The sequence below is a fragment of the Pseudomonas sp. S1(2024) genome, assembly GCF_046557535.1.
This window is the reverse complement of the sequence record NZ_JBKGFP010000017.1, coordinates 297,661-320,199: the sequence shown is the minus strand read 5'-3', so window position 1 is coordinate 320,199 and position 22,539 is coordinate 297,661. Positions and strand designations below refer to the sequence as shown.

Sequence of the window (22,539 nt, the reverse complement as noted above, 5' to 3'; positions counted from 1 at the left end):
AGTATTGGTATCACCTAAAACTATACTAAGTACACTAGATTAGGGTGAAACCTAGCTCCACCCTCCCCTTAAAAATCAAGGTGTTGACATCTATAGGTGTACTATCTGTACCATCCGCACCTTTTTGGGTGGGTGCATTGGATGGCAGTGGTTCAGGTGGTAGCGAAGGTGGTGGTTGACGGCACGGGAATCCAGAGCGAGATTCCTGTCTTGATCACAGAGCACGGTGTGGTCTCCTCGCTGATTGACTACCTCCTGGCCAACCATCATCTGAGCCCTAGTTGGCAGCGTGCGGTAACCCAGGCCACAAAGCTGCTGCTGGAGTACATGGAGGCCAACCAGCACCATTTCTCCGACCCCCGCTCTCTCTTCCAGGCCTTTGCCTCACGTCTCTATACGGGAACAATCGGAGATGATGGGCTAGATCCATCTGGCTTAGGGTGGGTGCCAGCCAGTCGTAACTCATCAGACCGTCATATCTCAGTCCTCAAGGGCTTCACAGACTATCTGGCTGATCTGTACGACGCTCCGGCCATGAACCCCCTGATGACCGCCAGTACCTATGATCAGCGGCTTAATTACGCTGCCTGGCACCGCCGCAACAGCAATGATTTCCTAGGGCACATCAAAAGCAAAGCGCTCTCGAAGAACGTCGATCAGGCGCGGAATATTCGAGGCCGGCGCGCACTCAGCAAGGCTGATGATGACGCCATCGCGTTCCCTGAGAAGCTTTTCCAAGCGATGTACATGGAGGGCTTCGGTGGCGCTCCTGATCCTAGGTGCGCAGTGCGAGATCAACTGATACTGATCATGATGCACGGCGCGGGCTTACGAGAGAGCGACGCACAGCACCTCTGGGTAGTGGATGTCGAAGATCACCCTCTGATCGAGGGTGGCGCCATGGTTCGTGTCTATCATCCCGAGGAAGGCAAGGCCCCAGACAACTGGAGAGGCCGCAAGGGCACCACGACTCGCGCAGCGTACTTGAGGGAGAAGTATGCCCTAACGGCCAGGAACCTTCGCCAAGGCACGAAGCGTGTTGGGTGGAAAACGAGACTGGTCGACCACGCGGACAACTACATCCAACTGTACTGGTTCCCTACACGCTTCAGCGTGCTATTCATGATGCTTTGGAAGGTTCATATCCGATACTTGGCGACTGTAGAGCGGCACCATCCTTACGCCTTCGTTTCCTACGAAGAATCCGTCGCAGGCCAGCCATACACCCTTCAAGCACTGAACGGCAATTACAAGCGAGCCTTGGCGCGTATTGGGCAAACCGTATCGAAGCCTGAGGGTCGATCCACCCATGGCCATCGGCACGCTTTTGGTCGGCGCCTGAGGAAGGCTGAGGTTCCCCCGCAGATCATCCGCAAGGCTATGCACCACACCTCCCTGGACTCGCAGAAAAGATATACCGCACCAGGTATCGCGGACGTTTCCTCTGCGCTTACCGCCGCAGGGGAAAGGCTCGACGAGCTGACCGACAGCGGCCAGATCATTTCGCCCTTCAACGATTGGGACGAAGCGCTACCAGCGACTCTGGAAGCATTCGAATCGCCACAAACAAGGTACAGAGTTAAGAAATTTTGACTAAGACAACACGACGCGGATCACGAGACGGTCGCTCTTCGGACACGAACTTCACTTGGATTGTGCAGGAGCGAGGCGAAGCCTGGGAGCGCTGGCGTCAACTCCTATCCGGCTGGATTGCAACGCAGACCGGCTCAATTGGTGTGAAGATCAACGCGATGAATTGGTTCATGGCCAATTACCTGCCGACGGTGCCAGGCGGATCTAGTCCTGACGTGTTCTTTCAGGTCGCGGAGAAGGGTTTGCTGCCAGAGTTGAGGCCGCTCATGGAGTCATCCATGAACGCTGCGACTGCCGTGAAAAACCAGAACTGGATCGTGGATCTGCTCGACTGGATCATCATCCACAGCTACAGCGAGCCAAATGACCATGGCGTCCCTATGGCTCTGGTCAAGAATCCGTTCGCCAAGGGCAAGGAAAAGACGGTAATCACCGAGACCGTGCACAATCCGTTGCCCTACGCATATCTTCGTGAACTTCGCGAAATTCTGTGCCCGCAGCCCAGGGGTACATTCCGCGATTGGGAGTGGGCTCAGCGACAGTCCGGTCAACTGCGCTCTGATTTTGGAGATTGGTTCCCGGTCGAGCAGTCGGTTATCGACGAGGATGACCCGGATTGCGTATGGCGCTACAAAAATGATCGCTACGAAATCTGGTCGCCTGTTCGGTCGATGGCGCTTCACGTAAAGCTTCATTTGCCGCTTCGTACCTATCAGGTACGTTTCCTGGACTCTGGCGAGGCTGATACGTGGCGGTATGAGGGTGGCGACTGGGTTCTGAACAATCGCCATGGGTTCTCTCTAGGTCGCGAGGGAAACCCCTGGAAACGGGGAATCTTCTGCCGTATCCACGACCAGGACATCGGTGAAATCATGACCGGTCTCTACGTCAGCACAAACAAAACGGCAGACCAGAACAAGGAGTCTCGTGAGCGAGGCTACACGATTCCATGGCAGAACGAAGATGTCCTGTACTGGCTGGAGCGCCTGAGGAATTGGCAAGAGAAGTACAACCCCATTAACGGCCCAACCTCCTGTGCTGATCTGGCAGAGAAGCACTTCGGTAGTGTCAAAACTGCCGAGCAGAAGAAAGACATGGGCTCGATCTGCTTCCTCTTCCGCGACCCCACGGCGCCTCCAGGAGAGCGTGACAAGCCCATGGGAGGCTACACACTGCCTAACCTGTGGTATCGATTGCTCTCGACGTTAGAAGATCGGGTTGCCGCACGTGGCCAGACCCTTTCTGACGGCTCTAGGTTGCGTTTCGTACAGCCTCCCGACCCCAAATTGAATGTGCTGCCGATCAAAACGGATTTCCCACTCCACAGCCTCCGTGTTTCGCTTCTGACGTGTTATGCCATGGAGGGGCGCGTCCCGATTCAAGTGCTATCCAAGCTGATTGCAGGTCACTCTCGGATCATCATGACGCTGCACTACACGAAGCCGACCCCGGCTATGGTGTCCCAGGTAATGGACGTTGCAAGCGGACGCATCAGCGCTACGCAGGATGAAAATCTGAAGATCTTCCTTCGGGACGCTGACATGCGTCAGATCCACTCTAAAACGGCCTTCATTGATGGCAGCGCAATCGAGATTGCGTTGGCGAATCGCAATGCAATCGGCTGGGAGCAGCGTCACATCGGGCTGTGCCTTGTCGGTGGAAACAGCGCTCGATCTGACGAAATGAGCAACATAGGCGGATGCTGGAACGGTGGGGAGGTCATAACTCGGGGCAATAAAGGGCCTGTCTATGGCCCAGTCCCACATGGCCTAGAGAACTGCCCACGTTGCCGCTGGTTCATCACCGATGCACGTTATTTACCAGCGCTTGTGGCCCACCTCAACATGCTGAGTTATCGAGCCTCCCAGGTTTCGTCGCTTGCCGTTGAGATCGAGCAGCAGCGCGATGATCTGCTAGACGAGATGTACTTTGCTGAGCAGGAAAACCGCCCATTCCTGCTACAAGCAGAGCTGCAACAGGCTCAAAGACGCTATGAGAAGCAAATCAAAGAGGCTGACGAGTACGCGAAAGACCTGATCTCCTGCTTCCAGATCATCAGCAAGATTGTCTCAATCGAAGAGGGTCGGGACACAGGTGATTCGGCCACGAAGTTGGTAGCCGTGGGATCTTTGGAGGACATTCATCAGCCCATCTCATTCATCGAGACCAGTAGTGAGCTGTGGCAGATCTCCCAGCTGTGCGAAAACGCTGAAATCTATGCTGATTTGACGGATGAGCTGAGGGCCACACCTGCCATCGAGAAGCGCTCTCGCGCTTTGAATCACCTTCTGATGCGGGGCGGCTACGCACCTATTTTGATGGGAATGGATGATCGCCTCCAGCTTATTGCCGGGAATGCGATGATGAGGTCTATGGCTTTGACGCTGTCTCCCAATGACCGAATGGAGGGATTCCGTGAGGTTTCCAGCCTGCTTGAGGCAGGAGAAGGCCTACAGCTTCTACCAGCCGCTATGGAGCCGCTGGAGCGCCTCACGAAGCAACCGGTGGCGAAGCTATCCGATCTGATCACAACCACCTCAAAACACGTCCGGGAGGCCATCCGTGATCGATCCCCAGCTCATCTTTGAAGAATTGGTAAGCCAGGCCACCAAACAGCAAGCCAAGTCCCTGACGGTGCTGCATGGCGTCCTGGAGGCACATCAGAAAACGAAGAGTCGCAACTTCTCGATTGCCACGATTGCCAAGCTATCCGTTGCGGCTGGCGGGCCATCTGCCTCAACGATCCGCAACAGCGGAGGGTTTCGTTTCCGTCAGCTGATTGAGGCCTGGGCTGCAAGTGTGGGCACGGATAGGAGACTGCCTACGAAGTCCAAGGAACAGGGCATACCAAGCGACAACGAGCTGCTTCAACGTATTGACGATCCAGCTCTGCGTGCGGTGTTTACACAGGTTATGGCCGAGCGCCGTCGCTACTTGGCTGAACTCAACCTTCTGAAATCCCAGAAGGACATCGTTGTCGACCGCCGCCCAAATGTGGTCGAGATACCTCAAGAGAGGGAGTCAGTTCAGCTTTTGCCCTCATTGACAGGGGTTCTTAGTGACATGGAGATCACAGCCCTCAGAGCGGCGGTATCGGACGATTTCTTCGATAGGCAAGGCTGGATGGTGACCAGGGCGGGCCAGGTGAAAGGCGATTCAGGTGAGATCTATAAGCATGGGTACGTGCCTGCAATTCGGAAAATTCTGAAAGAAATCGAATGATCTGACACAGCTGCGTGGAGATGGCTTGTAGTACATAGACATAGTACATATACTAACCATCCCTCGCGGCTGTAGCCCCCATGGTTAATGGCCCACGATCATCTTAGTACAGTAGGTGATCTTATCTGTATTCATTTAGTAGAGTTAATTTTGATTGAATTTCATTCCAGTTTTTCTGGAAAATTTGCCCGAACCTGGCGACCATGCTCAATCATGCCTGGCTTGGCGAAATGGTGGGCCTTGCAAACTGAGTTGACCTTTTGAGGCTCGCATCCCCCTCACCTACTTCACCTCTGATTTGCGCCCCCGTGTTTCGCAAAGGGGGAGAATTAAACGGGCAAGCCCGCTGTCGAGATGCAGCCAGCGCTGCTGAAACAGATCGACTCCCCCCTCTATGGCTCAAATGCAAGACACATCAGCTGGCGCCAAGGGCGTCGAGCCTGCCAGCAGGTATTGCCAGCATTTTGAGATTTCTGATGCAAAGCTCGCGATTGTTCATCTGGTCTACATCTTCCAGTGACGCCATCACCCGATGCTTCCTTGACTCTCTCATTTCGGAAACAATCTGATTTTTCAATGCTGTGGATTTCATTGAATTAATCACTGGTCTCCTGATGGTTAATCATAGAAAACAGGGCTTTTGAATCAAATCATGCTTGACCGCATAGCAAATCAAAAAGATTGCTTTAGTATTAAATTGTCATGCATGGATAGCAATTTAGTCAAAATCGACACATCATTTCACGAATGCATACGCACAAAAAATATGGTATACACGAATCAACCATCGAGATGGAGTTTCTGAATGCTAGTCTATGCCAACAGTTTTGAGCTGGAGCCGGAAGATGGCGTTCATAGCATCATCCATCTCATTGGCCGCTGGCTGCGGCAGAAAACCCGTGTCAGCATCAACCTGGACAAGCTATCGCATGGTATTCGCGAGCTGAAATTTGATGATGGTAGCCTTCTCAGCTCAAAGAGCTCTCAGGTCAACAGCCAGGATGACACCCACCCCTACCTGTTCAGTGTTCGCTACACGCATCCCGATTTTCAAATCTCTGGCCGACGATGGACAACAGAAATTGGAGTACGCCAGATTGAACCTGGCGCACGGATTGAATGCAGCATTTTGCTTCGCACCGATGAGATCAGCACGAAGATCACGGCGCCAATCATGGTCACACGGCCTAAGCTGGTTGTTGACCTGGTTGAGTTCTGCAGGCCTGTAGGTGGCACCCCTGGTGCGTATCCCAAGAAGCTGACAGTCGACAGTGCACCTGCGTTTGAAAGAGAGCTTGATCGACAGGATCGAAAGCATCCTTATGTGGTGATGAGTGTTGGTGACGATGGAAGGTATGCCATCAACCCTGAAAGACTGCGCTCCCTGCTTCTGGGGCTGGCCGACATCGTTGTGATCCCCAAAACCGAGAGCACTACTGCGATTGAGCATCTCCTAGGGCGACGCTACACCCCTTATGGCGGTGCCATCAAGGTCATCTTTCCAAAACGGGGGCGTCGCGTCTATGACCACTATGAAACCCGGCTGTTCGCCTCCAGAGCTGGCGAGTCTGAGCCCTTGGATGATCAACAGCTGGCTGCCGCGATCCTGACCGAGATTACTCACCGATCGAACATCAGGGAGTCCTGGCGACACATCTCCCAAGAGGTGGTGGAAGAATCCATCCTGCGCAGAAAGCTCTACCAGGCACTTGCCAGCGTCCATAATGCCGACGTGCTAATGGACATCCATGAGTACCAAGCCTTGCTTGAAGAAGCTGACCTGGAACTCCGTGCGAAAGAAGGTGTAATCAAGGAGCTTCAGCTCGATCTCGAAGACAAAAGCTCCGAGGTGTATCGAGCAATGGCTTCCGTGGAATCGCTTCGCAAGACCCAGTTCACACGCGGCAGCGACACCTTCGCAAGCGCATCGGTACCCGCGAGCATCATTACCATTCGCGAAGGCCTCAAGTCGCTACAAGATGAGACACTGGGTCTTGAACAAGCCTTGACCCTGATCGCCAATCTCTATCCTGATCGTATCGTGGTGCTCGAAAGCGCCATCGAATCAGCCCGACAGTCCGACCGTGGGCATTTCCAGTACGCACAAAAGGCCCATGAGCTGCTGAACAGGCTTGCATGTGAATACTGGCCGATCATGGCTGATGGTGGAACCACCCAGCAGGCGAAAGCCGTTTTCACCGAGACTACCTTTTCGGCAACAGAGACCAACTTGAGTGCAGAGGGGAAGCGCCTGCGAACCTTTATCTACAAGGGCCAGCAGCTACGCATGGACACACACCTGCGCTATGGGGTTAAGAACAGCAAAGCCACCACGTTACGGATTCATTTTGAATGGATTGGTGGAGACCAGAAGATAGTCATTGGTCATTGTGGCAAGCATCTGGATTTCTAGTTCCTGCGCGAAAATTGACCTCTAGTCAAATCCACATTGCGCACAATGAGTTGAGCCTGTTACAAATCTGTCGGGAGATGGGGCGCCAACCTTTCCAAGAGTGTGTTTGTAACGATTCAAACCCAAAGAACCAGGTTGAGAGACGTTAAATGACTCTCGGGGCGAATCCAGCGTGGAGGGAGATGCACGTGCCGAACAGCTTGGCCATGATCTCACGATTGCGGCACTTGCGATTCGAGCGTGCTCTTAGGGCATGATCCCCACTGCCCGTCACTCACCTGAAGCCATGCTTTACTGATCTCTGGAGCTGTGGTCTCATCGTGTATTGACCGAACTGGTAGCGGAATCCAAAATGTCCAAACGTGCAGAAGCGCTCATCATTGCCCATAACCAGCTAACCCGAATGATGCTTCCATCAACCGACAAACGCTGGGCTCAAGCGCTAAAGTTGGCTGAAAACGGTAAGCTCAACCAGGCTGCGGCGTTGGTCGCACAGGTAGTGGATTCTATTGATATTGCCCCAGTTGACCATGAAGCGCTAATTGACCGGCCACACGACTTTGTGACGCATGTCGATGAGGTCTTGAACCGTGTGATTGCCGAGCTTGTCATCAGCACCCTCATGAATGTTGCGAGCATCACCCACTCCCCCTCCCCGGAAATGAATGAGATGACGGCCAGGGCTGCCGACATTGGTATCTACATGGCTGCTTACAATGCAGCCACCGGTTTTCTCCAGGGCGGTCGTACCGTGTCCCAGTTCGAGCGTGCCGAAAAGTACTTTCAGATTGCTATTGCTGAAGCCAAAACACCGAATGAAAAGGCTGCTTGTTACGTAAACTACTGCCCCATTGTTAGAGATGGTTTGATTACGGGTAAGCCTGACCATGCTGCAGCTATCGAAATTTATGAAAAAGCAGCTGATTTGGGTCTACTGATCGGCATGTTCAACGCGGCCAATGTTGGTTTCTGGGGATACAGGAAAGGTGATAAAAGTAACGCCAACCGCTCCGCCAGATGGTTGAAAAAACTCATCGATACTGTCGATGCAGGGCTGCCGCGTCTCGCAATGGATGGCCCCCTCGAAGTCGACTGCCTGTATAACGCCGCTCTCCTTCAGTTGGCTGAATACCATATTCACGGTGACATTGAGAACGCCGACCCTGAATACGGCCTCACCCTGCTTAAAATGCATGACCCAAGAGAGTCGAAAACCCAGGATATCGTAGATTTTCTTACCGATTGCGCTATTGGGGTTAGAGTCTCACAGCTTGATAAGCCAGAGACCACCAGCCCTGGTAACAGCTGGGCCTGTGTACTGTCCGCCATGGACTGGAAAATCGGGCCGGTCTCTCAGCATCCGACATTGCCATTGGAACTCTTTAAGCTCGACGATATCTCTTCCCAAGTATTCTTTGCTGTTGTCCATGCTCAATTCACGCCTGAAGGGCATGCAGAGACGATAGCCATAATTCAGGAAGAGCTGGCGAGGACAGGAGTTTCCAAATTCTTCCTGGTTCCAGCGCATGCTATTTTCAAAGAGTCAAATGGGGACGTGTTCACACCATTGCTCTACAACAATGATGGTAAGCGGTTCGTGGTGTCGCTTGGACTCAGGACTTCCGCTCAACAACTCATGAAAAACATCCAGGACAAGGTCAGCTTTACAGACCGGAAATTCAGTTCACGATCGTGCGCCATTAGTATTGCTGTCAACCATCTAAATGGTGGCGTGGCGTGCAAGGATGGTTTTAACTTTCACAGTCCCTATGGCATTGTGCAGGACTGGTGCTTGCCAATCCCTCACGGTGAACCGGAATTGAGCTTCCTAAACTAGAGAAGATGCCGATGCGCCGGACTCTCCAAGGGTCTGGCCTCTGACTTTGCAATCAAACCCTGCGATCAATCACCTCACCAGCATCAACTGACCGTGACGCGGCAGGTGCAGGGTGGAAACATCAGAACCAGACCCCCAATACCTGCAAATGCCTTATGGGGCAAAGCCATCAACTTCGTATACCCAGCGCCTTTCCACGAGCTGATCCAGGTTGACAATGCGGCGCTTTTTGAAATTGATCTCACCCTGGATGGTCAATCCGGACGCGCTTTTGATGGCCACATCAAACATGTTTGATATGGAAGGCGTCGTTTCTGCCAGGGTGGTGAGCACCTTCCCTACTGATACGAGCAACCCCACAAGACCATTGGTATTGTCAGGGTTTAAATCGGCGGATCGGGATTGCATAAAATCGCTTAAAATCTGGGTGACTTCATTCCGAAGATCCAGTCCCTGTTCTGAAGTTAGGCCAGCGGGTATACCCAATTCTACCTCACCAGGAAGAAGCTCACGGTGATTCTTTACGCGACCGCCGTTGGGGAAATCATCCAACTCAAGTGAGAAGAGTTTTGCTTGCTGATCTAGCGCAGCGGATACCATAAACATAGTCCTGCCACGAATAGGGGCCTTAACACCAAATAGTTTTAAGTCAAATCCCAGTATGGCGTCAGCTAATCCTTTGATATCCTCATTGCTGGCAATATCCATACCTTTTAGATGGCTATGCCCCACGGCGCCCAATAAATAACTCCCTCCAGAAACGCTGGCGTGATTTTTCGACACCTTGAGCTTTTCGCATCGGTCATGGATTAATGCTCCACTCTCACTCACGCGCCTATCAGCCAAAACGATGCAGTGAGTGCCTAGATGCATGCCAACGAGAACTGTCACTGGATTAGAGCCCCATAAATATGGTGATGGATCATCCGACGCCTTTAGCCTTCAGTGGATTCACGTAGCTATGACGTCGTAACCGGAAATTTTTAATCTCCTATCAGTATCCTTGGGAGACCATGATGAATCAATCTGACTGATCGCCTTTCCCTTCTCAGCCGGTAGAGATCAGTACGAAAACCGACTAATCCTGAATAAAGCCCGCCTCAAAACTGAACAAGTGCCACGGCATTGGCTAATGATCCATGGCTTACCAGGATTCTGAATTTTGTGAGCAAAACGGCCCTCCAGGCCTTGATTGCACGCGGCAATGCGGCAAAGGTAAGATGAAAAAAACAGGAGGTTTTGTCATGAATTTTCTCGTTAGAAAAGACCGTATGTGCGGCCCCCACCACGGCGTGCTCTTCAAAGCGCTGGATGAGGTTTACTATGACTCCAATGGCGCAGGTCGTGCAGCGGCAGGTGAGAAGAGCTATCCACACTTCAATATCTTGGAAGACAGCGGCGCCATTGGGGCAGTCCACGAAAATCTGCATCAGTTCTTCAGCGAGCCGGCCAGGCCTGGATCGCCCCGCGCCCTGATGCTTTCAATCGACTGGTCTCAACACGGCTCGCGCAACAGTCAAGCCAGAGCTGAATGGGCCAATTTCATCGATATGGCGCTTTCGAAGCGGCTGATCAATAACTTTCCGCTCGCGGGGGATGTCGATCTTTTCCTGCTCGTGGATGACACCCTCTATCCAGAGCCCTTCCAGCACATCGATCCCGCAACAACCAGGTTGCTGGACTACTCCGGCATGGATTTGAACACGGCGATCGACTATGCCGTCTCTTTCATCAAGGAGACACGCCACCAGGATAAGCCCTATGTGCCATCCTGGAAGCGTGATCAGGAGCCAGATGCTGGGCCAACAGTTCCTTGAGGGGTCTGACAATGGGAAGTCGAGCCTGGCTCCCCATGCCTGAAAATGCTGAATGGTCACTCAGGTCTGTCATTCGGCTACTTTTACAGAAGGTGTACGACAGGCTTTGGAGTAGACGCAAAATGCAAAGGTTGGCCCCCCTCACCCACTCTCAACACCATAAACAGGCTAGCTCTGAAACCCCGGCCCGCATGCAATGGATCAAGGCTTGAGTCGTTTCACCATGTCAGTGATCACGCCGTAGATGATCCGTCTCACCAGGTACTTCTCCCCGGCTGTCATGCCTTCCTGGTGGTTCTCCATTAGAAAATGCGCAGACTCTAGGAGCTTTCCAGAGACTTTTGTGATCAAAGAACCAGCGATCTTCTCCCCAAGACCAATTTCCTTGCCTAGCTTGAGGAAGCTACCGAAGGTGACTTCACCAAAGGTGCGCGCTCCATCGAGCTTCCAGACCAGCTCAGCATTGATCCAGGGCGCCATGTCTTCACCATAAACGGCGGTACACAACATGTCGTAATGCGGCGTCATGTGGTAAGAATCACCCCTAACAAAGAACGAAAGATTCTTGAGGTGATTGTCACCATTTCCCACCAGCGTATTGAAAACCAACCAGGTGAATAGCTGCATACGGGTCTGCGCAACGTTACGCACCATCCCCAAAATTTTCTGGAGGGATTCAAGCGTGGCCTGGTTGTACTTGAAATTCCTGTCCAGGCCGAGGAGCTGACAGGCATCCAGCACGTGCTCTCTGACAAGCTGACCATTCACCCTGGCCCTGTCGAATCTCTCGATCAGATATACCGGCTCTGGGACGCGCCGGATGGATACCGGAGGTACCTGACCCCATACACGCTTGGCGAGGGACATGATGAACCATTCGTTCACTACGGTGGCGTTGTACTGATTTGGCTGATCATGATCAGGCTTGAGGATGTGGGTTGATGGAGTCGCGCCCTCAGGCTCAAACAATCCCTCATCGTTCATCACCACGGCCAGTTTGTGCTGTGCACCTGCGAGGGACATTCGTTTAGGTGCGCCAGTGGTGAGTGCCACCCGAGGAAGGTTCTGTATCCGCTCGCTAAGCTCATTGTCCGGAAGTGGTCTAAGCCCACCCTGCTCCTGGGCATCCAGTGTATTGAGCAGAGTGATAGCACCGGCAGACTCGGCACCGTAGTAGCCAAGAAGGCCAAAGGCATCGGCGAACTCGATTTTGGCATCTCCAGCGAGCAATGTGCGTGCTTGCTCTTCAGGCAGCAGATTATCGAAAAACCACTGCACCGGACGTTTCGTGGATCCGTCCAAAATCACGCCAGCAGATCTTGGCAATGTAGGCGCCAGGTCATATCCATTAGGATGTTCGATCCAAGCAGGGGTGTACTCAAGGCTCCAGATTCCAGATTGATCCTTAAGTGTGGCCACGTGGTCGGAATTGATGACTACCTGAAGCTCTCTCACTGGCTTGGCTCCACGTACATGCGGATGCCAAGCTCATTGAGCACCTGAAGCACGCTTGCCAATGAAACAGAGCCCTTGCCGGTTTCCAGATCGCGCAGCAGTACATGACTCTTGTCCGTCATCGAGGCCAGGTCTACCTGGGTGATGCCTTGCTTCTTCCGTGCCTGGCGCACGATGTCACCAAGATCGATGGCTGTCCGAATGGGCTTCAGATTGTTCATGACGGATCCTAAAACTAACCTATAGTTTACATTTTTGACCGCACCCCTGCTTCTGTCAAGAAAATATAAGGAATTCTTTCGATTTACTCTGTCGAGCGCAAGTTGGGCTCTAAATATAAGGAATTATTTAGATTTTACGCTCGGAGATCAAAAATCATGGAAAATCGAAAGCAAACCTTAGCTTGAGCCGGGTGCACCAGGTGCGTTTTGAGTACTGGGGTGATCTGGGTGGGAGATCGCCGGCAGCAGATCTATGCTTGGCGCGGCGCTGTCAATGCCATGGATGCCATCAACACCCCTCACACCACCGCCCTCACCTTCTCTTTCCGCTATGGCCAGCCAATTGCCGAGATGGCCAACCTGGTGCTGGCGAATTTCTTGAACGATTCCAGCTTCAAGATCGTGGGCTCACCGCTGGCAGACTCCAAGCTTCAGGAGATACACTACCCCAAGGCCATCCTCTGTCGCAGTGATCCTTGATCCACATTTAACCCAGGCAATGCAAAACAGAGCTGGCAAGCTTTCGAATGAATTCTGCTGCAGCTTGCTCTTTGGGGTTGCGTTCAATGAGCGATTGTATGATGACGACTCCCCATGCGGAAATGTCATCTTAACTAAGCCAGGGAGGGGATTCGCCTGCTTTGCCAGCATGCTGGGCACCCTCCCCAGCCTGTCGATTTGACTATGCTCTGATCAACTGTAAAACACTGGGCTCTGATGTCTCCAGGCACCCATCACATGAGCACGCCACGGGTGAGCCTTCTTGCCTCCGTTGCTGAACAGCTGCTCTTCCGCCTGGTGCGGATGAATGCCCAGTCGCAACCCCACATCTTCGACCAACAGGCAAAAATCTTCGTAGTCCGCACCTGTTACCTTGTCGACGACACGCACGCGCAACTGATTAGGGTCATTGATCGCCTTTTTCTTCGTGGTGTAATCCGTCTCAACACTGGGCCAGTGCCACTGCCCTGTGAGCAGATGAACACTGCGTGCTGTCCACTGATCGAGGATGTAGCCATCGGCCTTGGGATCGGCGAAGAAAATGATCTTGGTGAAGTACGCTGGGCCCATGCACGGCAGCTTCCCACTCGCCTTGAGCCTGGAAAACGCATCGAACGCACTGCGGCGGGTGTGCTTGCCCTGGCGAACCTCATCGCAAAGTGGCAACCAATGCGCCTTCGCCTTCCAAAAGTCCTGGCCATGGTTGGTCTTCATCCCACCCCAAGCCATGGTGCTCAGCACACATACCTCTGTCGTAATCTGTGGGTTCAACCACAAGGCGCGTAGCGCCGATCGGGTCAAGGCAGTATGTGACACCCCTGGCAGCCCCTGAAGGGTCGAACAAATATGGCGTGCCCACTGGTGCGGTTTCTTACCCGACCACGCCGGCAACGGAATGCCCTGCATTCGACTGAAAACTGAAAATGGTGCGGATTGAATCGCTGGTGGTGGCATCCTTTGACCTCTCCTTGTTCGAGCGCTGCACGTTGTGAAATTCAGGGGATCGCCATACTACCCCGCCCTCATGCTGATCACACGCTTTTTTACGGAGGTGGTTGGGGTTAATTTCATACATAGTAGATAACGATCTAGATACCGCCGAATTACAGCGGCCATTATCGGGCGCCAAAACTCCAATTTAGTTGAAACCCAATACGACTTTAAAAAGACCTGCAAAACTGCTTGTGCCTGACGCTGTTTGGAACCAAACTTCGCAGCGAAGCCACGACTGCTCACTGGTGGCGGAACCCTATCCCGCCAGGATGTCGGACACTCAGGAGCCTGCTCATGACCAACCCACCGTACACCCCGCAGCGTCGACAGCAGATCCTGGAGAGTTTTGATGCCACGGTGCACGAACGTCTTTCGTTCACCCAGGAAATAGCTGCAAAGACCAGCAAGCCACCACTGACCGCAAGCAACCGCTATCACAAGCAGGCCTTGAACCAGCGCCTCAAAGAGCCCTCCGCCACCGAAAGACGGGGGCCGAAATCTGGCAAGCTGTCAAAAATCACCAAGGGTTTCCACAACGAAGGCCGGCTGCAGAAAAAAATTGAAGAGCACCCCTTCTTACTGAGAACCCCTGAGCTGTATGCGGGCGGCTTGTACCTGGATTCAATCATCACTCAACATACCCTTCCCAGCCGGCTGCGGCCAGATTTCCTGTACGCCACCACGCAAGGGACAGTAATCAAACTGGTATTTGTGGAGATCAAGAGCTCCAAATTCAGTGTCTTCAGCACGGACTCTCAACTCAAAGGCACGCTTCACGAGCACACCGTGAAGCCATTGAATCAGGTTCGAGAGTATAAGCGCACCCTGCATAAATACGGGGCGACCACCGTCCTTCTACAAAACCTTGAGTGTCTTTTTGAAAGGTATCCGACCAAGATCCTGGACACTGAGGGCAAACTGAACCCAGCGATCCGGATCGAAACCAGCTTCGTGCTGGTGATGGGCACGGATATGCCCAATAGACCCTGGCAACAAGCGATCATTGATGACCTCTACCTGCGCGAAGGCATCATCATGATGACCTACCCTATGATGCTAGAAGAGGTTAGCCAGGAAGAGGAAACAAAAAACTGCCTGAAGGTGCTCGCTCGCTCTATCAAGCCCGTATCGATTCACAAGCCTGATTTGCTGTTGGCCAAGGTGCCAACACTGAACATGGGGCCTTTCCCTATTCCAGACCCGGATCCATACGGTGTCACTCTGGCGGGCCTGGGCTGGCCCAGGGCAGGAGCGCTTGGCGTGAGCCCTCAATTGCTGGTCTCCCTGTTTCACCGGTCTCAAGGGCGATGCGAACACCACGATTGTGCGAACCCTGTTGTTCAGGAGGGGGTTTTTACCGGAGGGCTTGCTTCAATCTACAACTTCATCAAGCCTGGCTTGCCCTACAAGCCCTACCTTTTGAGGCACATGGGGATTTTTTGCAGTGAACACCACCAGGATGTCAACGGGGGTGAGCGATACCCCGTTGATAGACCACATCCCTTACTGCCAAGGCTTAGTGCGACCAAAGGCTATCGCTTCCAGACGGATCGTGATCGGCAGGTCTTCCTCAAGCAAGTCGCTGCGCAACGCACGGCGGATTTTTGCAGCTCGCTGGGGATCGACCCGGTCAATCATTCAGACATCTACCCCCATATCGGACAGCGACTGGCCGCTCTGACAAGCTTGCCGATCGACCTGCACAAGAAGATGGCTGGCATCCTGGCACAGCACTACGGCATCAGCAGACCAGTCCACACCCGTGACCAGTCCTCAGCCGACATCCGGCAAGACAGCGACGTGCAACGACTGTTGCAAGCAGGCATGATTGAATTGGAAGGCATAGAGCCTGAACCTCTCAGAGTCAAGCCCACTGCTACCGACCAGGCCTTGATTGAACTGATTTTTAAGAGGTTCCCGCATCAGGCATCTGTGATCCTGATGGGCTTGGGCTTTGGAGACCACTCGATCGTTCAGCTTGGCGCTAACCGGAGGTCGCAAGCATTGTCGAAAAAAGGATAGGGTGGCAACTATGCGGGTCTTGAATGACCCGCACTGGCTTTGTTTTTAACTGTCACTCAGCAGCAGGAGCAGCGCCTGGCGTCGACTTTTTGGCATCTCTCGAAAGCCTTTGAGCAGGCTCATTTCAACAGGTGAAAGGACATTGCTCTGCCCTTGCTTGGGTGCGTCGGCCTCTGCGGCCAAGCTGCGAGAAAGGCGATAGATGATATCGGCGTTCATGGAGCGAGACCCCTTCTCTGCTGACCATGAAATTTTATCCCGCATACCGTGGGGTAATCTGACCACAAACTTATCGGATTCACGCGCAGTTTTATAGAGAGTCGTCGTCATGAAAAGTGGCCTTCACATTCAAAATCACAAAGTCAGTTCAATCGACTGACTTGAAAATCAAGGATTGGATTGTACAGGCCCATCTCAAGAAGGTCACTTATTTTCGAAATCCATACTGGAGGTCGCCCAGAAGGCCAAGGACAAAGCCTCATCACGATTGTCGCTGAAGAAGTGGCCAAAACACGTTGTTGAATTGTCGCATCTCAAGCCCAGGTGTTAGGAGTCAAACGCATCGAAATCGAAGTTCGTGCCATGATAAACGACAGCAGGGATTTCTCGAATCGGCTTGTTTCTGGAGCGTTGTTGACTTGAGGGGCTCCCTACTCTCGGATTGACATGGGAGGCTTTGGTATGTTGTACGAATATACCTGCACGCATCCGAGGTTTTCCAGCCCTAGGTCAGTTATGGGACAATTTGGATAAGCCGCCCTCCGGCTGATGACCTGCCTTTTTCATTCTGATCTGGCGCTTAATTCATCTGGCGCTTAATTCTGTCCAACACTTCAAAAATGTCATCGGCGGGATCTTTTTTGGGATGGTATAGCCAGAGTTGGCAATTTCACGTAATGATTCTTTAGCGGCTTGATCTTTGGGGTTGCGTTCGATGAACGATTTCATGATGGTGGCCCTCCCCCTGCAGAGAGCTCACCTTACCTAACCAAGGTGAGACGATTCAAGCGCCACAACCAGGGGATTGGCTGCGATGGGCCAAGATCTCCTCGATCGCGAAATTCCTCCCTGTTCAGGCATGACCATTGATGATCTTGGAAGCGCTGACTGCCCCGCTAATCCGGCTGATGACTGTTGAAACGCGGTAGAGGGTAATAAATACAGGGAATGAATAGATAACGATCTACAGCCCGCTATACACCCCGCCCTGCAGAGCTGGGTCGTTCATACTCAGCCAGAGGTTCATTTCTGGTTGGAGCGCTCTAGGAGTCGGCACATGAAGACGAAACCGTGGGGATACGACAGTGCCAGGCCGCAGAATATCTTGATCGCACCTGTTGGCAAAACATCCTCGATGGCAGCTCCCCAAGGGGAAATGGCCGCGAACTCAGGGTCGACCCCCTGTTCTCGACCAATTTTATGGTAAAAGCCCGCCAGGATCATGCTGCTTTCGCCCACCGGCAGACTTCTTTGCAGCACAGACTTGCCGTTGATGCGAAACATCATATCCATGCTGTCCTTGAAGCCCTGCAGATAGATATCCGATGCGCCTTTCGCAAGGGCCTCCTGCACAATCTCCTCCATGACCTTGATGTGTTCAGCGCCCTCCTCCCAGTCGATCTCCTCATTGGGATAGAGGTGGGTGAAGGACAGGGAATGGTCTGTAATAGGCCTGGAATCAATGTGCTGAGCGATGTTCATCGGCAAATTCCTCTTGGATAAATGAAGCCTGGTAGCTGCAGAAGCCCTCGGAACATGAGGCTAGCCCAGGAAGAAATCGACGTCAATTTATGCTATACTCGAATCCGACGATTGACATTCTTCTCCTTACCCTCTCGGGTTTGCCAGGAATTGATGTCCGCAACATCCATACGGGCGATCGCAACACCCGCATGGCAGAACACACCAGCGCGCTTAATGGCTTCGAGGCCCCACGATACATTTGGCCATACAGGCCTATAAAGGGTCTATAAAGGCCTATAAAGGCCTATAAAGGCCCTGGAGAGCGTGCACTAGGGCGTCTAAGGGGATAGCCGCTACTTTACTTGCAAATCCCACACGCTTCGCCAAAACGCCGGAGCTGCGCGACAGGCACCGGATCAGGCAATTGCGGATTTTGCGGTGTGAGCTCATAGATAGGAGTAAACTTTGGTGGAATCGCATGAAGGCATTGTGCCATTACCCCAATTTGGGGTAGCTCGATGGCCCTGCTCACCCGTGCAGCGTCACAGCAGGGGGCAACCTGCGGCCATGTAAAGCGACCTTGGCTTCAATGGTCTGCACCGTTATGCTTACCTCCTCGATATCACAATCCAATGGATACCAACCATGATCCAAATTCTTGCTGACGTACGCGAGCAACGCTCGGGCATCGTTTCCAGTCTGAAACGCCGCACGGACGTTGAGGTGGTGGATGCCGCCCTGCCCATTGGCGATTTTTCGGTGGGTGGTGGGATCGTGATTGAACGCAAATCAGCTATAGACTTCATCAACTCGATTGTCGATGGCAGGTTCCATGAGCAAATGATCATGCTCTCCCTGAATTACGCCAAACCGACCGTTTTGCTGGAAGGTGATATTTTCAACACCCGGTCTAAGTTTGCCCCTGCCGCGCTGGCGGGCGCGGTTGCCTGGATTCATGCCCAGGGTGTTTCGCTGATCCCTTCGTCGAGCGTGGATACGACCGCTGAAATCATCTACTTCATGGCGAAGAACGCCCAGACGGACATGAAGGATCGCCCGCTTCGCGCCAAAAAGCCTGCTATCACAGAATTCAACGCTCGCTTCGTCGCTGAAAGCCTGCCGGCCATCGGCCCAGGAAACGCCAAAAAAGCGCTGGAGCATTTCGGATCCCTCAAAGCCCTCTTCAATGCAACACCAGCAGAGATCAGCAAGATCCCTCGCATTGGCATCGACTCCGCGACACGAATCTGGGAAGTGATCAACTGGAGTGCGACCTCCTGACTCCGTCTTAAACGAGCGGATAGGCGTCAAGGGCCGTCGACATCACCTGGTCAGTCGGTGATATAGCAAGCGCTATGACATCGCATGACCAGGATGATGCATTAACACGCAGGGCCGTCGTCCATTAGTGATGGCCACCGTTGACGCGGGGCGTATGCCTGGACACATTCCCGCATGAGCTCGGCTGGCACCCTGGCCAGGGCCCAATCAAGCCAGGTCGCGCCTTGACGCTCTACCCTCTCTTCCATGATGTCAGTTGCAGCCTGATCGCTGAGATCAGCCTCCATGTCCTCGCGGATGCCTCGACCAGAACAGACGTCAGAGACCGACACATCCAGCACCCCCTCGTCGAAAGCATCATCGACCTCGGATGGCGTCAATCCTGCGCCGTGAGCAATGAACTCAATCGCATGGGCCAGCTCATGTGTAGTGGTTGCCAGAAACGCTGAAATGTAGGTTTCTATGCGTGGGGGCAAATCTGCTGCGAGGTCTCTTTCCGTCTCCTCACGCACCCATTTTCGTAGTTCGAGCTCGTCACAGCCAACGATCACCCGAAACCGGTCAGCACACCACGCGGTAGTATCGAACGCACCCGAGGTTGTGGCAAAGATGCCCAGGCACCCATCGTCATCACGATCAAGAATGGCGCTGATGTCGCTCAGCGCGGCGCACAGGTGAACATCGACCTCGACCAGCCTGCTTGCATCTGGAAATTGGATGTCGGGGTAGGCCTCTGCAGGGAGAATCGAATGCAGGTTTTGCAGATCGGGATGGTGAGCCATCACCTCAACCACCGCCGACATCATTCGCGCCAAGGGGGTTTTCAGGTTCAAGGGCTGCAGGTCATCGATATCGAGGTCATTGCAGGTTCTGAGCGTGGGTTTGATTTTCACAAAGCGTGCCTTTTCTTACCAGTATCGCAGCCCGTTCTTTTGTGATGCAATCAACACCCGCCAAACGCTTAATGTAGCCAAAACCACGCTTGGAGGGTGGTCTTCAGATTGCCTTCAGTGAAGCCACGGCCTACTGCCCATTGTAGTAGCCAATATTTCAACAAACCGACTCGAAAGCCATTCAACCCGGATTGGACAGGTGCGCACGCCCACCCTCCTAGTTACACACCAGGCCCGGCTCCCGTATACTGCACCTAATAGGAATCTCTCATCGTTGCAGGCACGCCATGTTCCCATTCATGCAAATCGAAAGCTTCTACCGCAGCAAGGTGGATGGCCTGTGGCTCGATGATGAGTACCCTGCCGTCGCCGGCTTGTGCCAGGAGTGGCTGGCCAGCCTGATCCCAAAATCCATGGGCAACCTGAAAGTGGGCGACCTCAAACCCGCTGGCCATGCCATGGAGGCCATGAAATGGCAGGAAAGCGACTACCCCAACTCAGACCGCCTGCACTTCGCACTCGCCATGGCGCTTTCCATCCCCGGAAAGAACACCGATGCACTGTTTGCGGCCTATTACGACACGTTGGAGCAGCAGTCGTTTGAGATTGGTGCTCACATGGAAGAGATTAATGGGAAGATCCAGGAACACCCCAAGGTAGATGTCTACCAAGCGTTTAGCCTGCTTACTGGCCGCGAATATTTCAGCGTCGCTCGGCAAGTCTACATGACGGAGCTGGAGCATGTGCGCCTGCAGGCTGTCGCCAGGGATGATGTCGGCGTCTTCAAGTGGACACTTCCGGATGATAACGAACGAGGTTGCGTTGTCGCCTACACGGCCATGCTGGAGTTCCCGGTAGACCCAGAATCCTCGATCTACAAAAGCATGGTTACGGATGAGGTGGCTGAAAAAGCCCTGTTCAGGCGCCAGGTTTCCAAACTTCGGCACATCGCCATGGCCATGAATGATGCCGACACCAGTGGAGTCTACGGATTTGAGCGCCCCGCCTCTGATGCAATGCCGCTTCTAGAGCCGTTCAAGGAGAACAACTTCCCTCGCGCCACTGCCGACACATTCATGTACGCCCACAGGCAGCCAGATTTCGCTCAGAAGGTGATGCGTGATGCATTCCAGGTGACAGGCTGCTTTTTTGACCTGATGCAGAATAATCTTGTAGGGTATTGCAATGCTGGCTTCGTCCAGGAGGTGACCCAGGCGTTCATCAATGCCGGACTTAGCCCTTCATACCTCATGTCCACGGGTGTTTGTGGCGACCTCGAAGGCGACAGTCCTGTGACGCTAAAGCGTGCATTAAGCCGGCTGGCCAACATGGGCCCACGCAACTGGACGTTCTACGGTTACCTGTACCAGGAATTCCTCAAGCCCTACACCACCGAAGAGATCATCGCCAGCTGTGACAATGACAGGGCGATTGAGGCCCTGTCACAAATCACAGGCGATCGAGCCTACATCGAAAATGCCAGTGGCGCAGCCCTCGCCAGCATCTGCGAAAGGGATCTGGGTCTCTGATCAGCCCCACGTGTATCATCGGGCTTGAAGTCATTTGATCTTCCCATGTTGTCGCTTTGACTGTATATTGCTTTCAAATTTTGAGGACGATTATGACTGAATCCACTGCACTGTTGGACAAAAAAGCCCGTAAAGCCAGTGATAGCAGCATCATCAAGCTGCTGCCGGCGCTGGTTGAGCATACGCGCTGGAACGACCCCGTCAAGCTTCGCGAGATCCTGGTTGATCTGTCCGAGAAAACGCGGGTCAGCTACCCGGCCATTCATAAGCGAATCGAACGCGATCTCCGCCATGGCCTAGCGCCAACACCAATGCGAACCCTGCCCAAGAACCTGGTCGAGCTGTCAACGCCCGTCATCTGCCTTGATGATGTCGTGCTTACCGAGCAGCTAAAGGCTGACGTGCTGGCGATCATTCAAGAGCACGAACGCGTCGAAGACCTTGCCGCGTTCGACCTGAAGCCTCGGCACAAGGTGTTGTTGTACGGCGCCCCCGGCAATGGGAAAACACTGTTGGCGGAAGCTCTGGCCTCCTCCCTGAACATTCCCTTTGTGAAAGCCAAGTACAGCGGCCTCGTGGACAGTCACCTGGGTGAGACAGGAAAGAACATCGCCTCGATCATGGAATATGCGGAGTCAGGGCCTTGCCTGCTGTTCCTCGATGAATTTGATGGCCTGGCGATTGACCGTGCAGCAACTGGCGATGTCACTGAAATGCGCCGGGTGACCAACCAGTTGCTGATCTCCCTGGACAAGCTACCGCACTACTGCGTCTTTGTCGCCGCAACCAACAGCGAGAATTTGATAGACAAGGCGATCCTCCGCCGCTTCGACTTCTCTCTGAACATCCAGGCGCCGACCCCTGACCTCGTGCTCCAGCTGGCACAGAAGGAGCTCGACCCCGCCCGAACGCCCGGCAATGATGTGCTGCACTATGCCCCACGCATCGCCCAAATGAAGCTCAAGAACATGAGCGAGACGGTAATGCTTTGCCAGCAAATTCGCCGCGACCTGGTGCTCAATGACGGTCAGGGGATTGAAGCCATCCTCAATAAGGCTCAAGCACAAGATTCCTGAAGC

General features: G+C 53.4%; 20 protein-coding genes. 11 read left to right on the top strand and 9 right to left on the bottom strand.

Annotation, left to right across the window (positions count from 1 at the left end):
- Positions 1 to 141: 141 nt before the first annotated feature.
- Genes gmtY through gmtX form a run of 3 tightly spaced genes read left to right on the top strand, consistent with a single transcriptional unit; the run spans position 142 to position 4,815 of the window.
- Positions 142 to 1,593 (top strand): gamma-mobile-trio recombinase GmtY, encoded by a 1,452-nt coding sequence (gene gmtY / locus ACLCGK_RS08015; RefSeq protein WP_410950742.1) that lies wholly within the window; start codon positions 142 to 144, stop codon positions 1,591 to 1,593.
- Positions 1,590 to 4,181: a VPA1269 family protein gene (locus ACLCGK_RS08010; RefSeq protein WP_410950741.1), complete on the top strand. Its 2,592-nt coding sequence runs from the start codon at positions 1,590 to 1,592 to the stop codon at positions 4,179 to 4,181. The genes gmtY and ACLCGK_RS08010 overlap by 4 nt, the downstream gene beginning before the upstream one ends.
- A complete protein-coding gene (gmtX, locus tag ACLCGK_RS08005; RefSeq protein WP_410950740.1) occupies positions 4,156 to 4,815 on the top strand; it encodes a gamma-mobile-trio protein GmtX in 660 nt (219 codons plus the stop codon). Before ACLCGK_RS08010 ends, gmtX begins: the two co-directional genes overlap by 26 nt.
- A 415-nt stretch (positions 4,816 to 5,230) precedes the next feature.
- On the opposite strand, the gene ACLCGK_RS08000 is transcribed toward gmtX, so the two are convergent.
- The gene (locus ACLCGK_RS08000) at positions 5,231 to 5,419 is read right to left on the bottom strand and encodes a hypothetical protein (protein ID WP_410951768.1); all 189 of its coding nucleotides are present in this window, start codon (positions 5,417 to 5,419) and stop codon (positions 5,231 to 5,233) included.
- 201 nt (positions 5,420 to 5,620) lie between these two features.
- On the opposite strand from ACLCGK_RS08000, the gene ACLCGK_RS07995 reads away from it, so the two are divergent.
- Together ACLCGK_RS07995 and ACLCGK_RS07990 are read left to right on the top strand one after the other, a co-directional pair.
- On the top strand, positions 5,621 to 7,228 hold the full coding sequence (locus ACLCGK_RS07995) for a hypothetical protein (RefSeq protein WP_410951767.1): 1,608 nt from the start codon (positions 5,621 to 5,623) through the stop codon (positions 7,226 to 7,228).
- A gap of 352 nt (positions 7,229 to 7,580) precedes the next feature.
- A complete protein-coding gene (locus ACLCGK_RS07990) occupies positions 7,581 to 9,065 on the top strand; it encodes a hypothetical protein (RefSeq protein ID WP_410951766.1) in 1,485 nt (494 codons plus the stop codon).
- A gap of 153 nt (positions 9,066 to 9,218) precedes the next feature.
- Here the strand turns inward: ACLCGK_RS07990 and ACLCGK_RS07985 are convergent, their stop codons facing one another.
- Complete coding sequence (locus ACLCGK_RS07985) at positions 9,219 to 9,896, bottom strand: hypothetical protein (RefSeq protein WP_410951765.1); 678 nt, start codon at positions 9,894 to 9,896, stop codon at positions 9,219 to 9,221.
- Between the two features lie 413 nt (positions 9,897 to 10,309).
- On the opposite strand from ACLCGK_RS07985, the gene ACLCGK_RS07980 reads away from it, so the two are divergent.
- A complete protein-coding gene (locus ACLCGK_RS07980) occupies positions 10,310 to 10,882 on the top strand; it encodes a hypothetical protein (RefSeq protein ID WP_410951764.1) in 573 nt (190 codons plus the stop codon).
- A gap of 201 nt (positions 10,883 to 11,083) precedes the next feature.
- Here the strand turns inward: ACLCGK_RS07980 and ACLCGK_RS07975 are convergent, their stop codons facing one another.
- Both ACLCGK_RS07975 and ACLCGK_RS07970 read right to left on the bottom strand, forming a co-directional pair.
- Positions 11,084 to 12,337: a HipA domain-containing protein gene (locus tag ACLCGK_RS07975; RefSeq protein WP_410951763.1), complete on the bottom strand. Its 1,254-nt coding sequence runs from the start codon at positions 12,335 to 12,337 to the stop codon at positions 11,084 to 11,086.
- Positions 12,334 to 12,558, bottom strand: coding sequence for a helix-turn-helix domain-containing protein (locus tag ACLCGK_RS07970; protein ID WP_056798410.1), 225 nt, complete (start codon positions 12,556 to 12,558; stop codon positions 12,334 to 12,336). Before ACLCGK_RS07970 ends, ACLCGK_RS07975 begins: the two co-directional genes overlap by 4 nt.
- 279 nt (positions 12,559 to 12,837) lie before the next feature.
- Here ACLCGK_RS07970 and ACLCGK_RS07965 point away from each other — a divergent pair, with 279 nt between their 5' ends.
- On the top strand, positions 12,838 to 13,038 hold the full coding sequence (locus ACLCGK_RS07965; protein ID WP_410951762.1) for a hypothetical protein: 201 nt from the start codon (positions 12,838 to 12,840) through the stop codon (positions 13,036 to 13,038).
- A gap of 213 nt (positions 13,039 to 13,251) precedes the next feature.
- Here ACLCGK_RS07965 and ACLCGK_RS07960 read toward each other — a convergent pair whose 3' ends face one another.
- Positions 13,252 to 13,965 (bottom strand): hypothetical protein, encoded by a 714-nt coding sequence (locus tag ACLCGK_RS07960; protein ID WP_410951776.1) that lies wholly within the window; start codon positions 13,963 to 13,965, stop codon positions 13,252 to 13,254.
- 381 nt (positions 13,966 to 14,346) lie between these two features.
- Between ACLCGK_RS07960 and ACLCGK_RS07955 the strand changes: the two genes are divergently transcribed.
- Complete coding sequence (locus ACLCGK_RS07955) at positions 14,347 to 16,074, top strand: hypothetical protein (protein ID WP_410951761.1); 1,728 nt, start codon at positions 14,347 to 14,349, stop codon at positions 16,072 to 16,074.
- 45 nt (positions 16,075 to 16,119) lie between these two features.
- Here the strand turns inward: ACLCGK_RS07955 and ACLCGK_RS07950 are convergent, their stop codons facing one another.
- From ACLCGK_RS07950 to ACLCGK_RS07940, 3 genes are all read right to left on the bottom strand, one after another.
- Complete coding sequence (locus ACLCGK_RS07950) at positions 16,120 to 16,404, bottom strand: Arc family DNA-binding protein (protein WP_082476795.1); 285 nt, start codon at positions 16,402 to 16,404, stop codon at positions 16,120 to 16,122.
- Between the two features lie 474 nt (positions 16,405 to 16,878).
- The gene (locus ACLCGK_RS07945; protein ID WP_410951760.1) at positions 16,879 to 17,022 is read right to left on the bottom strand and encodes a hypothetical protein; all 144 of its coding nucleotides are present in this window, start codon (positions 17,020 to 17,022) and stop codon (positions 16,879 to 16,881) included.
- Positions 17,023 to 17,316: 294 nt separating this feature from the next.
- Positions 17,317 to 17,775, bottom strand: coding sequence for a hypothetical protein (locus tag ACLCGK_RS07940; RefSeq protein ID WP_410951759.1), 459 nt, complete (start codon positions 17,773 to 17,775; stop codon positions 17,317 to 17,319).
- A 627-nt stretch (positions 17,776 to 18,402) separates the two neighbouring features.
- Here ACLCGK_RS07940 and ACLCGK_RS07935 point away from each other — a divergent pair.
- Positions 18,403 to 19,038: an ERCC4 domain-containing protein gene (locus ACLCGK_RS07935; protein WP_410951758.1), complete on the top strand. Its 636-nt coding sequence runs from the start codon at positions 18,403 to 18,405 to the stop codon at positions 19,036 to 19,038.
- A 101-nt stretch (positions 19,039 to 19,139) separates the two neighbouring features.
- Here the strand turns inward: ACLCGK_RS07935 and ACLCGK_RS07930 are convergent, their stop codons facing one another.
- Positions 19,140 to 19,931, bottom strand: coding sequence for a hypothetical protein (locus ACLCGK_RS07930; protein WP_410951757.1), 792 nt, complete (start codon positions 19,929 to 19,931; stop codon positions 19,140 to 19,142).
- Positions 19,932 to 20,230: 299 nt separating this feature from the next.
- Between ACLCGK_RS07930 and ACLCGK_RS07925 the strand changes: the two genes are divergently transcribed.
- On the top strand, positions 20,231 to 21,460 hold the full coding sequence (locus ACLCGK_RS07925) for a hypothetical protein (protein ID WP_410951756.1): 1,230 nt from the start codon (positions 20,231 to 20,233) through the stop codon (positions 21,458 to 21,460).
- Between the two features lie 92 nt (positions 21,461 to 21,552).
- Complete coding sequence (locus tag ACLCGK_RS07920; RefSeq protein WP_410951755.1) at positions 21,553 to 22,536, top strand: AAA family ATPase; 984 nt, start codon at positions 21,553 to 21,555, stop codon at positions 22,534 to 22,536.
- Positions 22,537 to 22,539: the final 3 nt, after the last annotated feature.